Source organism: Lysobacter sp. A286 (assembly GCF_054052105.1).
Genome location: NZ_JBSVRJ010000004.1, coordinates 42,838 through 55,812 on the forward strand (window position 1 = coordinate 42,838; position 12,975 = coordinate 55,812).

General features: G+C 66.4%; 8 protein-coding genes and 1 pseudogene. 4 read left to right on the top strand and 5 right to left on the bottom strand.

The features are described 5' to 3' along the window. Nucleotides 1-114: 114 nt before the first annotated feature. The 3 genes from ACW7G0_RS13030 (at nucleotide 115) to ACW7G0_RS13040 (ending at nucleotide 4,762) form a co-directional block, all read left to right on the top strand. Nucleotides 115-3,621, top strand: a complete 3,507-nt coding sequence (locus ACW7G0_RS13030; protein WP_456990242.1) for an amidohydrolase family protein — start codon at nucleotides 115-117, stop codon at nucleotides 3,619-3,621. Between the two features lie 72 nt (nucleotides 3,622-3,693). Continuing rightward, entirely contained in the window at nucleotides 3,694-4,038 is a 345-nt protein-coding gene (locus ACW7G0_RS13035; RefSeq protein WP_456990244.1) for a hypothetical protein, read from the top strand. Between the two features lie 28 nt (nucleotides 4,039-4,066). Next, nucleotides 4,067-4,762 (top strand): Dph6-related ATP pyrophosphatase, encoded by a 696-nt coding sequence (locus ACW7G0_RS13040; protein ID WP_456990246.1) that lies wholly within the window; start codon nucleotides 4,067-4,069, stop codon nucleotides 4,760-4,762. Between the two features lie 11 nt (nucleotides 4,763-4,773). On the opposite strand, the gene fghA is transcribed toward ACW7G0_RS13040, so the two are convergent. The 5 genes from fghA to yihA form a co-directional block, all read right to left on the bottom strand. Then, nucleotides 4,774-5,604, bottom strand: a complete 831-nt coding sequence (gene fghA, locus ACW7G0_RS13045; RefSeq protein ID WP_456990248.1) for an S-formylglutathione hydrolase — start codon at nucleotides 5,602-5,604, stop codon at nucleotides 4,774-4,776. A gap of 45 nt (nucleotides 5,605-5,649) precedes the next feature. Next, nucleotides 5,650-6,759, bottom strand: a complete 1,110-nt coding sequence (locus tag ACW7G0_RS13050; RefSeq protein WP_456990249.1) for an S-(hydroxymethyl)glutathione dehydrogenase/class III alcohol dehydrogenase — start codon at nucleotides 6,757-6,759, stop codon at nucleotides 5,650-5,652. Nucleotides 6,760-6,807: 48 nt separating this feature from the next. Next, on the bottom strand, nucleotides 6,808-9,612 hold the full coding sequence (ppc, locus tag ACW7G0_RS13055) for a phosphoenolpyruvate carboxylase (protein ID WP_456990251.1): 2,805 nt from the start codon (nucleotides 9,610-9,612) through the stop codon (nucleotides 6,808-6,810). A 72-nt stretch (nucleotides 9,613-9,684) separates the two neighbouring features. Continuing rightward, nucleotides 9,685-11,049, bottom strand: coding sequence for a glutamate--cysteine ligase (locus ACW7G0_RS13060; RefSeq protein WP_456990335.1), 1,365 nt, complete (start codon nucleotides 11,047-11,049; stop codon nucleotides 9,685-9,687). 150 nt (nucleotides 11,050-11,199) lie between these two features. Then, nucleotides 11,200-11,805 (bottom strand): ribosome biogenesis GTP-binding protein YihA/YsxC, encoded by a 606-nt coding sequence (gene yihA, locus ACW7G0_RS13065; RefSeq protein ID WP_456963113.1) that lies wholly within the window; start codon nucleotides 11,803-11,805, stop codon nucleotides 11,200-11,202. Nucleotides 11,806-12,012: 207 nt separating this feature from the next. Between yihA and ACW7G0_RS13070 the strand changes: the two are divergent. After that, nucleotides 12,013-12,816 (top strand): annotated as a pseudogene (locus ACW7G0_RS13070) (c-type cytochrome); the annotation flags it as partial. Nucleotides 12,817-12,975: the final 159 nt, after the last annotated feature.

Consider the following 12,975-nt stretch of genomic DNA (forward strand, 5'->3'; position numbering starts at 1 on the left):
AACGGCAATGGGTGGCCGGTCACAGGGCCGCGCCTTGATCCGGGACTATCAGCCTACGACCGCGCGTCGGATGCAGGCTAGGCTGCACGATTCGTCCGCCATGCGTGCCTGTCCATGACCCCTCGCCTGCTTGTCCTTGCGCTGTCCAGCGTGCTGTCCGCGTCCCTTGCCCTGCCTGTGCTGGCGCAGGACCCGCCGCCGAAGCCGCCGCAACCGGCACCGCAGCCCGCCCCGCAACCGACGCCGACTCCGCCGCTGGATCGCGACACCAGCGACGCCACCGGGGACCCGGTGCAACTGGAGCAGGACGCGCTCGACCCGGTCGGCACCGACCCCGCGCAGGCCGCGCCCGACGCCGCCAAGGGCAGGACCCAGCGCGATGGCGAGGACGAAAAGACAGAGAAGTGGGACATCACCGCCGCGCATGGTCCGACCAGGACGGTGCGCTTCAGCACCGATGAAGGCACCTGGATGGATGTCGATGTCGCGCCCGATGGCAACGAACTGGTGTTCTCGCTGCTCGGCGACCTGTACCGCCTGCCGATCGGCGGCGGCACCGCGCAGCGCATCACCAGCGGTCCGGCGTGGGACGTGCAGCCACGCTATTCGCCCGACGGTGCCGAGTTCGCCTTCACCTCCGACCGTGGTGGCGGCAACAACCTGTGGCGCATTGATACCGACGGCAGCGACCCGGTGCAGGTGACCGAAGAGGATTTCCGTCTGCTCAACAATCCGGCGTGGACCCCGGACGGCCGTTTCATCATCGGCCGCAAGCACTTCACCTCGGAGCGTTCGCTCGGTGCCGGCGAGTTGTGGATGTACCACGTCAGCGGCGGCAAGGAAGGCCTGCAGCTGACCGAGCGCAAGAACGACCAGCAGGATCTCGGCGAGCCAGCGGTGTCACCCGACGGCCGCTACGTGTACTACTCCGAGGATGTCAGTGACGGTGGCGCGTTCAACTACAACCGCGACCCGCATGGGGTGATCTACGCAATCAAGCGGCTCGATCGCCAGACCGGCAAGACCGACACCCTGCTCGCGACCCCCGGTGGCGCGGTGCGGCCGCAGCCGTCGCCGGACGGCAAGTCGCTGGCGTTCGTCAAGCGCGTGCGCGACAAGTCTGTACTGCACGTGCTCGACCTGGCCAGCGGCGAGGTGCGACCGGTGTGGGACGGGCTGAGCCATGACCAGCAGGAAGCCTGGGCGATCTTCGGCCCGTACACCGGCTTCGATTGGATGCCCGATTCCAAGTCCGTGGTGCTGTGGGCGCAGGGCAAGCTGTGGCGGATCGCGATGTCAGGCGGCGAGGCGACCGAAATTCCGTTCACCGCGCAGGTCGAACAGACTGTGACCGAGCCGCTGCGCTTCGATCAGGACATCGACGAAGGTAGCTTCGCGCCGAAGATGATCCGCGACGTCGCCACCTCGGCCGATGGCGAGACGCTGGTGTTCCACGCGCTCGGCAAGCTGTGGCGCAAGTCGCTGCCGGGCGGTGAACCCAAACGCCTGACCGGCAACGAGGGCCTCTACGAGTACGAGCCCAGTTTCAGCTCCGACGGCGGCAAGCTGCTCTACACGACCTGGTCGGACGCGGCCTTGGGCGCGATCTACGTGCGCAACGCCAACGGTTCCGGCAAGGGCACCCGCCTGACCGACGAAAAGGGTTTCTATTACAACCCGCGGTTCTCGCCCGACGGCAAACGAATTGTCTACTCCAAGACCGGCGGCAGCGGCCTGACCGGCAGCCTGTGGTCGGTTGATCGGGGCGTTTACGTGATGCCTGCAGGCGGCGGCGAGCCGGTGCGGGTTGCCGAGAAGGGCAACGCGCCGCAGTTCAACGCCGACGGCAGCCGCGTGCTGTACCTGACCGGCGGCGGTCTGGAGAAGAAGTTGATGTCGGTCGGCCTGCACGGCGAGGACGCGCGCGAGGTGTTCAACCTCAAGTATGTCGACGCGGTGCAGGTCAGCCCGGACGGCAAGTGGGTCGCGTTTACCGAGTTGTTCAAAGCCTATGTTGCACCGATGGTCTCGACCGGCAAGCCGATCGAACTGGGCAAGGATTCCAAGGCGATCCCGGTGACGCCGATCAGCGCCGATGTCGGCAGCTACCTGCACTGGGCAGCCGACTCGGAATCGTTGCATTGGATGGTCGGCGACAGGTACCACTCGCGCACGCTCGATGAGAGCGTCGCATTCCTGCCCGGCGCGCCGGCGGAGATCCCCGCACCGGTCCACGGTGGCGGCATCGCAGTCGGGCTGACCGTGCCGGTCGACGCGCCCGACGAACTGGTCGCGTTCACCAACGCTCGGATCATCACCATGCGCGACGCGGAGGATTCCGAGGACGTCATCGAGAACGGCACCATCGTGCTGCGTGGTGACGAGATCGTCGCGGTTGGCACCAGCGATGCGGTGCAGGTGCCGGCCGGCGCCAACGTCATCGATGCGACCGGCAAGACCATCCTGCCCGGCTACATCGACGTCCACGCCCACGCCGCGCACTTCGGCCAAGGGGTCGTGCCGCAGGAAAACTGGGCGTACTACACCAACCTCGCGTTCGGCATCACCTCGATGCACGACCCGTCGGCAACCACCGAGTTCGTGTTCTCCGAGGCCGAGTTGCAGAAGGCCGGCAAGATGGTCGGCCCGCGGATCTTCTCGACCGGCACGATCCTGTACGGCGCCGATGGCGACTTCAAGGCGGAGGTGAACTCGCTCGATGACGCCCGAAGCCACCTGCGCCGGATGAAGGCCAACGGCGCGTTCTCGGTCAAGAGCTACAACCAGCCGCGCCGCGAGCAGCGCCAGCAGATCAACACCGCCGCAAGGGAGTTGGGCATGCTGGTGGTCGAGGAAGGCGGTTCGACCTTCCACCACAACATGACGATGATCCTCGACGGCGTCACCGGCATCGAGCACAACATCCCGGTCGCGCCGCTGTACAAGGACGTGATCGAGCTGTGGTCGCAGACCGACGTGCGCAACACCCCGACCCTGGTGGTCAGCTACGGCGGCCTGTCGGGCGAGTACTGGTGGTACGCGCGCGACAATGTCTGGGAGAACGACAAGCTCAACCGCTTCTTCCCGCGCGAGACGCTGGATGCGCGCAGCATCCGCCGCGAGACCGCGCCGGACTGGGATTATCACCACGTCGATGTGGCCAAGGCCGCCAAGGTCCTGCGCGATGCCGGCGTCCGTATCCAGATCGGCGGCCACGGCCAGTTGCAGGGCCTGAGCGCCAACTGGGAGATCTGGCTGCTGACCCACGGCGGCTTCAGCAATTTCGAGGCCTTGCGCGCGGCCACCATCGATGGTGCCGACTACCTCGGGCTGGACAGCGACATCGGCTCGCTGGAAGTCGGCAAGCAGGCCGACCTGGTGGTGCTCAACAGCAACCCGCTGGAGGACATCCGCGCCACCATCGACACCCGCTACGTGATGGTCGATGGGCGCCTGTTCGATGTCGACGCCGACATGACCGAGATCGGCAACGACCAGACCCCGGAGCCGAATTTCTACTGGCAACGTCACCGCGACGGCCAGACCTTCGGCACCGAATTCGGCCCGACCGCGGTCTGCCATTGCCCCAAGGGCCACGGGGCGCACGTGCACCTGGATTGAACCGACGGCGTGATTTCACGAAGACCCAATGCCGTCGCGACTAGGCTGTCATCCACCGCTGAAGGAGGCTGCATGGCCACTCGCTACTACATCACCTTGCCCGACGGGGCCCGTGCCCGCGGTGCCGATCCCGACCTGTCGTTCACCGCACACAGCGGCCCCGGCTTCGCCGCGGAGCTGCAGGACGCACTGCGCAGCAATGCCCTGTTCGAGCGTTGGCGCCGCAAGCAGGACGAGCCCGACGAGGTCGACCGCTCCCTTGCCGCGACCGACGCCAGCGCGACCGTGGAAGGTGCCCAGGATGACTTGCACATCGACCTGGTGGTCACCACGTCCATCCCCGGCAACGTGCTCAAACAACGCCTGCGCCTGCTGGCCGGCAGCGCCTGGGAACTGCGTGACGTGACCGCCGCTTGAGCCTGCGCGCCACGCCGCTACCGACCGCATGAAAAAGAACCTCCTGCTCGCCTGGAGTGGCGGCAAGGACGCGGCCTGGGCGCTGCACCATCTGCGCCAGCGCGGCGATGTCCAGGTCGTTGGCCTGCTGACCACACTCAACGGCGACTTCGACCGTGTCGCCATGCATGGCATCCGGCGAGACGTGCTTTACGCGCAGGTCGCCGCCGTGGGGTTGCCGTTGCTGGAGTCGGTGATCCCCCACGGCGGCGACAATGACACCTACGAGGCGGCCTTCGCCGCGACCCTGACGGCCGCGCGCGAACGCTGGCCCGGCATCGACACCATCGCCTTCGGCGACCTGTTGCTGGCCGATGTACGCGCCTGGCGCGAGGCATTGTGCGATCGCCATGGCTGGCGGATCGAGACCCCACTGTTCGGCGCCGATACCGCTTCCCTGGCCCGGGAGATGATCGCCGGCGGCCTACGCACCCGTCTTTGTTGCGTGGATACCCAACAACTCGATGCCGGCTTCAGCGGTCGATCGTGCGACGCGTCATTGCTGGCCGAGCTACCCGACCACTGCGACCCCTGCGGCGAGAACGGCGAGTTCCACACCCTGGTTCACGATGGCCCGATGTTCGCCAGGGAACTGCGCCTGGAGCAAGGGGACACCGTGTTGCGTGACGGCCGGTTCGCGTTTACCGATTTCCTTCTGGCGAACCCGGCGCAACCGCTGCTCTGAACCCCGGCGACTTAGCCCTTCAGCGCCTTCGCGTGGTAGGCGATGTGCTCGCCGATGAAGCTGGCGATGAAGTAGTAGCTGTGGTCATAACCGGGCTGCAGACGCAGTGTCAACGGATGGCCGGCGGCCTCACAGGCGGCACGCAGCAGTTCGGGCTTGAGCTGGGCCTGGAGGAAATCGTCGGCGTCGCCCTGGTCGATCAACAACGGCAAACGCTCGTCGACACCGGCAATCAGCGCACTGGCGTCCCACTGCTTCCATTGTTCACGGTCGTCACCGAGGTAACGGGTAAAGGCCTTCTCGCCCCACGGCACCTGGCTGGGTGCACCGATGGGCGCGAACGCCGATACGCTGCGGTACATGCCGGGATTGCGCAACGCGATCACCAATGCGCCGTGGCCACCCATCGAGTGGCCACTGATCGCCCGCGCGGTGGTGGTCGGGAAATGCGCATCCACCAGCGCCGGCAGTTCCTGCACCAGGTAGTCATACATCCGGTACTGCGCCGCCCACGGCTCGCGGGTGGCGTTGAGGTAGAAGCCTGCCCCCTGGCCGAGGTCGTAGGCCTCGTCGTCGGCGACACCCTCGCCACGCGGACTGGTGTCGGGGGCGACCAGGATCACGCCATGCTGCGCGGCGTACTCCTGGGCACCGGCCTTGGTGATGAAGTTCTGCTCATTGCAGGTCAGCCCCGACAGCCAGTACAGCACCGGGCACGGGCCCTGCCTTGCCTGTGGCGGCAGGTAGACCGCGAATTTCATGTCGCAGCCCAGCGTGCTGGAGGCGTGTTGCCAGACTTCCTGACTGCCGCCGAAGCAAGCGTGTTGTTCGATACGTTGCATGTGCGCTCCCTGATTGCGTCGCTACTGAAGGGTGTTGCTGCGGGCTCAGTAGTGGATCACCGTGCGGATCGACTTGCCTTCATGCAGCAGGTCGAAGGCCTCGTTGATGCGTTCCAGCGGCAACTGGTGGGTAATGAACGGATCGAGGTCGATCTCACCGCGCATCACCTGCTCGACCATGCCCGGCAACTCGGAGCGTCCCTTGACGCCGCCGAACGCGGAACCACGCCAGACCCGACCGGTGACCAGTTGGAATGGCCGGGTGCTGATTTCCTGGCCCGCGCCGGCGACACCGATGACCACCGACTCGCCCCAGCCCTTGTGGCAGCACTCCAACGCGGCTCGCATGACGTTGACGTTGCCGATGCACTCGAAGCTGAACTCCACGCCGCCGTCGGTCATCTCGACGATCACGTCCTGGATCGATTTGTCGTGATCCTTCGGGTTGACGCAGTCCGTCGCGCCCATCGACTTGGCCAGTTCGAACTTGTCCGGGTTGGTGTCGATCGCAATGATCCGGCCGGCCTTCGCCTGCACCGCGCCCTGGATCACTGCCAGCCCAATCGCCCCCAAGCCGAACACGGCAATCGTGTCGCCCGGTTTCACCTTCGCCGTGTTGTGGACAGCACCGATGCCGGTGGTCACCCCGCAGCCGAGCAGGCAGACCTTCTCCAGCGGCGCGTCGGGATTGACCTTGGCCAGCGACACCTCGGCCACGACCGTGTACTCGCTGAACGTGCTGCAGCCCATGTAGTGATGGATCGGCTCACCGTTGTAGGAAAACCGCGTGGTGCCGTCCGGCATCAGTCCCTTGCCCTGGGTGGCCCGCACCGATGAGCACAGGTTGGTCTTGCCCGAGGTGCAGAATTTGCACACGCCGCATTCGGCCGTGTACAGCGGAATCACGTGGTCGCCCGGCTTGACACTGGTGACGCCCTCGCCGACCTCGACCACCACGCCACCACCCTCGTGACCGAGCACCGCCGGGAACACGCCTTCCGGGTCATCACCCGACAGCGTGAACGCATCGGTGTGGCACAAAGCGGTGTGGGAGATCTTCACCAACACCTCGCCGGCGCGCGGCGGCTCGACGTCGATTTCGACAATCTGCAGGGGCTTGCCGGCTTCGAAAGCGACGGCGGCGCGGGATTTCATGATCGGGCTCCAGTGCGGGGTTGGCCCCAATGATAGGCGGTGCGGGCCTCAACCCGTATTCTGGATTCCCGCGGCGATGCCGTTGACGGTCGCCATCAATACTTGCAGCAGCGCATCGTCGTTGCGCTCGCCGACCCGCCAGCGTGCCAGCAGGTCGACCTGCAACAGGCTGATGGGATCGACATAGGGATTGCGCAGGCGGATCGACTGGCGCAGGCGCAGGTCCCGGGCCAACAGCTCGTCCTCGCCCTTGATCGCCAGCACGGCATCGCGGGTGCGGGTGAACTCGGCGACGATTCCCGGGTGCATCAGGGCGTGCAAATCGCCCTTCCCGGTCGAGGCTGGCACATCGGCGGCCAACTGCGAGTAGCGCTCGAAGATCCCCAGGTCGGAGGAGCCCAGGACCATTTCGATGTCGTCCACCAGTGCGGCAAAGAACGGCCAGTCCCGGGCCATCTCGGCCAGCATTTCCTGCCCGTGGCTTGCCAATGCACGCTCCATCGCAGTGCCCACGCCGTACCACGCGGTCAGGCCCGAGCGGTTCTGGGCCCACGAGAACACCCACGGGATCGCACGCAGCGACTCCACTCCGCCGGCGCCGGTACGCTTGCTCGGACGCGAACCGATGCGCAGCCGTTCGATCACGTCGATCGGGGTGGCGGCGCGGAAGTAGGCGGTGAAATCGGGATGTTCGTGGATCAGCGCGCGGTAATGCGCACTGGCGTCCGCGGCCATCTGGCTGGCAACGCGGCGCCATTGGGCCTCGCGAGGATCATCAGGTCGCGGCCGCAGGCTCGCACGCAACACCGCGCCGGTGGTCTGTTCCAGGTTGCGCAGTGCCAGCGCGCGAATGCCGTACTTGCGGTGGATCACCTCGCCCTGCTCGGTCAGTCGCAGGGTGCCGTCGACCGATCCGCGCGGGGCAGCGATCACCGCACGTTCGGTCTTGCCCCCGCCGCGACTGATGGAACCGCCACGCCCGTGGAAGAACGCGATTCGCAGGCCGCTCTCGTTGGCCAGCGCGGTCAGTGCAATCTGGGTCTGTTGCAAGCTCCAGCGCGAGGCGACGATACCGCCATCCTTGGCGCTGTCGGAGTATCCGAGCATCACCACTTGGCGGTTGCCCCGCGCCGCGAGGTGGGCGCGATAGACCGGGTCGGCAAACAGCGCGCGCATGGTGTCGGCGGCGGCGTCCAGATCGGCGATGGTCTCGAACAGGGGAGCGACGTCCAGCGGTACCGCGCCATGTGCGATGGTCGTGCCGGCCTGGCCGTCAACGGCTTGCGCGTCATCCGCTTCCACGCAGCCGCCCAGACGTGCCAGCGCCAGCACCGCCAACGCATCGGCCGCGCTGCGGCTCATGCTGACGATGTACGGACCAAACACCCGTTGGCCGTAGCGCGGGCGGAGCCGGGCCACGGTGCGGAATACGTCCAGGGTGCTACGCGCCACGTCAGCATAGGCATCGCTTGGCACCAGGCTGCCATCCATCATCGCGTGCAGCTTGCGCGCGCGCTCGGCGGGCTCACGTTGTTCCCATTGCGGGTCACCCAGCAAGCCGGCCAGGGCGACGTCGTGCATCGCCGAGTCCTGGCGCAAATCCAGACTGGCCAAGTGGAAGCCGAAGCAGCGCGCGCGGCGCAGCAGGCGCACCACCGCGAAATCACCGGCGTGCTCACCACGGTGGGCCAGCAGGCTTTGGTGGATCAGCTCGATATCGGCCACGAAGCTCGCCGCATCCGGATAAGCGGACGGCTCGTCATCGGTGGTCATCCGCAATCGCTCGGCCATCAACGTCAGCAGGTTGCGATACGGCATGTCGGCATGGCGCGGATGCAGTTGTTCGACGCCCGCCGGCAACAGCTCGCGGTACTGGCCGACCCTGTCCAGCACCGCCTCACTGACCGCCACCCGGCTCAGTGACTGGCTCAGCAGGTCCTCGAGCTTGTGGATATCGCGTCGATACGCGGCCAGCACCAGCGCCCGCTGCCGGGCCAGGGTCGCGGCGATGGTGTCGGCACCGACGTTTGGGTTGCCGTCCATGTCGCCGCCGACCCAGCTGCCAAACCCGAGCACGTCGGGCAACGCCACCGTGTCCCCGTAGTGCTCGGTCAATGCCGCCTGGAAAGCCTCGTGGAAAACGGGCAGGACCCGGTACAATACTTCGGTCAGGTAGAAGCCGACGTGCTCGAACTCATCGGCGACACTCGGCTTGGCGGCCGGCGCCTCCACGGTCTGCCAGCTTGCGGTCAGCGCCATGCGCATGCGCTCGCGATCGGCACTCCGCTCGGCGGGCGTACGACCACGGTCGATGTCGTTGACCAGGCAGGTCACGACCTCGCGTTCCTTCTTCAGCTGTACCCGGCGCACCGCCTCGGTCGGATGAGCGGTGAATACCGGCTCGATCCGCAGCCGCGACAACACCGTGCCCAGTTCGTCCGCACCCACCCCCTGCGCGGCGAGCCGACGGATGACATCGTCCAGGCTGGCGGGCTGGGCACCGTGTTCGGCACGCTCATGCTCGCGGCGGCGGCGAATGCGATGGACCCGCTCGGCCAGGTTGATGGCCTGGAAATAGGTCGAGAACGCGCGCACCAGGTCACTGGCCTGCTCAATCGGCGTGCCCGCCAGGGCATCGGCCAATCCGGCTACCGGCTCGTCGTTCTCGCGGCGGGTAATCGCCGCGCGGCGCAGGCTCTCGACCCGGGCCAGGAAGTCCGGGCCACGTTGCTCGGCAAGGATCTCCCCCACCAACGCGCCGAGTTGCTTGACGTCCTCGCGCAAAAACTGGTCGGTGGGTGCGAACTCGACGCTGCGCAGGGAGTCGTCGGTCGTATCGGTTGGGATCTGCATCCCCCAAGGCTAACGCAACAGCCGCCGACTCCCGGTGACGCCGCGCCCACGAGGGAACTGCTCCGGTGCAGGTCAGTAGGCGAACTCGCGAAACACCGGGTCGACGTTGCCATCCCAGACACCATGGAACAGCGCCAGCTTCCGCTCTGCCGGGGTTTCGCCCGCCTCGACCAGCTCCATCAACGGACTGAGGAAGATCGACTCGTCACTGCCGTTGTCATTGAGCCGGGCACGGCGCGCCAGCCCGTGGGCGGAGATCTCCACCGTACGGCGGGCCAGGTCGAGCACGGTGCCGCCACGGAAAGGCATCTTGAATGCCTGCCTCGGCACGCCGTTGCGCAGGGCGTGGATCTCCTCAAGACTGAAATCCTTGACCAGGTCCCAGGCCGCATCCAGCGCGGTGTCGTCATACAACAGGCCGGTCCAGAATGCCGGCAACGCGCAGATCCGGTTCCACGGCCCGGCGTCCGCACCGCGCATCTCCAGGTACTTTTTCAGCCGCACTTCGGGGAACGCCGTGGTCGTGTGGTCGGCCCAGTCCTGCAGGGTCGGCAACTGACCCGGAAGCGCCGGCAGCTTGCCGGCGAGGTAGTCGCGGAATGACTGCCCCGACGCATCAATGTATTCGCCGTCGCGGTAGATGAAGTACATCGGCACGTCGAGCAGGTAATCGACGTAACGCTCGTAGCCGAAGCCGTCCTCGAACACGAAGTCCAGCAGCCCGGAGCGATCGTTATCGGTATCGGTCCAGATATGCGAGCGGTACGACAGGAAGCCGTTGGGTTTGCCCTCGGTGAACGGCGAGTCGGCGAACAGCGCCGTCGCGATCGACTGCAGCGCCAGCGAAACCCGGAACTTCTTCACCATGTCGGCTTCCGAGGCGACATCCAGGTTGACTTGCACGGTGCAGGTGCGAGTCATCATGTCCAGGCCGAGGCTGCCGACCTTGGGCATGTATTCGCGCATGATCTTGTAGCGCCCCTTGGGCATCCACGGCATCTCGTCGCGCCGCCACTTGGGCTGGAAGCCCATGCCCAGGAAACCCAGGCCCATCGGCTCGGCCACCGCGCGCACCTCGCGCAGGTGCGAGGCCGCCTCGCGACAGGTGTCGTGCAGGGTATCGAGCGGGGCGCCAGACAGTTCCAGCTGGCCGGCCGGCTCCAGCGACACCGACGCACCGTCGCGGGTCAATGCAATCACCCGGCCGTGCTCTTCCACCGGGGCCCAGCCAAACTGGACCAGGCCCTTGAGCAGCGCCTCGATCCCGCCCTCGCCATCAAAGGTCGGCGGACGCAGGTCATCAAACCGGAAACCGAACTTCTCGTGCTCGGTGCCGATCTTCCAATCATCGCGCGTGCGAGTTCCCGAGCTGAGGTACTCGACCAGTTGATCGCGTGATTGGATCGAAACTTCCTCGACGTGACTGGGACCGGACACGCGCACCTCGTTGGGCTGGATCATTGGAACTGGACATGCGGCATGACAGCCGCACACGCAAGACCCGCAGTGTAGATCGCCGCCAGCATCGATGACTCCACGCAACGCAACACTGCATCGCGCCAGTGAGCCCAGCCGGGTGAAGTACTCCTACAACTGCAGCCAGCCGCCGATTACCCGACGCGCCTCATCGACGCCCAATTTGGACTCGCCGGAAAACAGCTGCACGCTGACCGCATCACCGTGTTCGGCCTGCAATGCCTTGCGCACCTCCAGCAAGGCCGTGCCCTGGGCACCACGGCTCAACTTGTCGGCTTTGGTCAGGATCACATGGGCCGGCAGGCCGCGACTGACCGCATAACCGAGCATCTGCTTGTCATATTCCTTCAGCGGATGGCGGATATCCATCACCACGACCAGACCTTTGAGGGCTTCGCGGGTACGGAAGTACCGGTCCAGGAAGGCCTGCCAGTGTGCTTGCAGGTCCTTGGGCACCTTGGCGTAGCCGTAACCGGGCAGATCGACCAGGAAGCGGTCGGTTGACGGCGGCAGGGCAAAAAACACCAGCTGCTGGGTCCGGCCCGGGGTCTTGGAGACCCGTGCCAGGGCGTTCTGCTGGCAGATCGCATTGAGCGCGCTGGACTTGCCCGCGTTGGAGCGGCCGGCAAACGCCACCTCGAAGCCACCGTCGGGCGGCAGCTGCTGGGGAGTATGGGCAGCCAGCAGGTACTGGGCACGGACAAGATGTTTTGACATGGGCATAGGATCGCACGCCGGAAGCCTCCAGTGCGCCGGCAATACCGACCGGGTCCCTCCCCTGGCGTGACCGTGGCCCGGCCCGAAACGTCATCGCGCCGTGCCCGCGTTGACCTCGCGTTGACCCCGCCGCGCGTGCCGACGATAATTCTGCGGTTAGACGACCGTTCACGATCGTCACTTCAGCGTTTTCCGGAGCCCAGCCCCATGAGCCACGCCCGCGTCCTTGGCATCGTTGGTATTACCGTCCTCGCGGCGGTTGCCGCAGTTGCCTACGCCCAGACCACGGTCACCCCAATCCCCGACGTCGCACCGGTGGAGACGGCGCCGCTGACTCCCGCGGCACCGGAAACCGCCACCTGGGGTGATGCGCAGAATGGCCAGACCCTGGCCGGCACCTGCGCGGCGTGCCACGGCCTGGACGGCAACCCGGTGATCGAGATGTACCCGCGCCTGGCCGGCCAGAGCGAGCGTTACATCGCCAATCAAATGGCGTTGTTCAAAAGCGGTGAGCGCAGTGGCGGCATGGCTGCGGTGATGAAGCCATTCGCCGACATGCTCAGCGCCCAGGACGCGCGCGACGTGGGCGCGTACTTCGCCACCCAGGAGTCCGGTGCCGGCGTTGCCGATGACAGCCTGGTCACCTCGGGGCCGTACGAGGGCCTGAAGTTCTACGAGGTGGGTGAGCAATTGTTCCTGGCCGGCGACGCCGAACGCGGCATCCCGGCATGCATGGCATGTCACGGTCCGGACGGCGCCGGCAACCCCGGCCCAGCCTACCCGCATGTGGCAGGTCAGCAGGCGGCCTATACCCAACAGCGACTGGAGATGTACCGCGCCGGGGTCAGTGATCGCGAAGACTCACACCTGTTTGACATGATGGCGACCATCACCAAGCCACTGACCGATCAGGAGATCGGCGCACTGGCAAGCTACCTGCAGGGCCTGCACCCGGCGGCGAACGACCAGCTTGCCATGGCAGCTCCCGCGCCGGCAGCGCCCGTTGCAGCCGTACCTGCCGTCGATGCGAGCGCCGAGGCCACCGACGCACCAGCGGATGCCGCAGAGGCAGGAGCGACCGAAGCCGAGGCAGAGGCGACCGAGACCGAGGCGGAAGCGACCGACACCAACTCCGCTGAGGCCGCTGAGGCCGCTGAGGCCGCCGAGGCA

Bases quoted from the DNA above. Each gene is read 5' to 3' on its own strand.
- ACW7G0_RS13030 (WP_456990242.1), top strand. From the start codon at position 115: ATGACCCCTCGCCTGCTTGTCCTTGCGCTGTCCAGCGTGCTGTCCGCG.
- ACW7G0_RS13050 (WP_456990249.1), bottom strand. From the start codon at position 6,759: ATGAAATCCCGCGCCGCCGTCGCTTTCGAAGCCGGCAAGCCCCTGCAG.
- ACW7G0_RS13040 (WP_456990246.1), top strand. From the start codon at position 4,067: ATGAAAAAGAACCTCCTGCTCGCCTGGAGTGGCGGCAAGGACGCGGCC.
- ACW7G0_RS13035 (WP_456990244.1), top strand. From the start codon at position 3,694: ATGGCCACTCGCTACTACATCACCTTGCCCGACGGGGCCCGTGCCCGC.
- fghA (WP_456990248.1), bottom strand. From the start codon at position 5,604: ATGCAACGTATCGAACAACACGCTTGCTTCGGCGGCAGTCAGGAAGTC.
- yihA (WP_456963113.1), bottom strand. From the start codon at position 11,805: ATGTCAAAACATCTTGTCCGTGCCCAGTACCTGCTGGCTGCCCATACT.
- ppc (WP_456990251.1), bottom strand. From the start codon at position 9,612: ATGCAGATCCCAACCGATACGACCGACGACTCCCTGCGCAGCGTCGAG.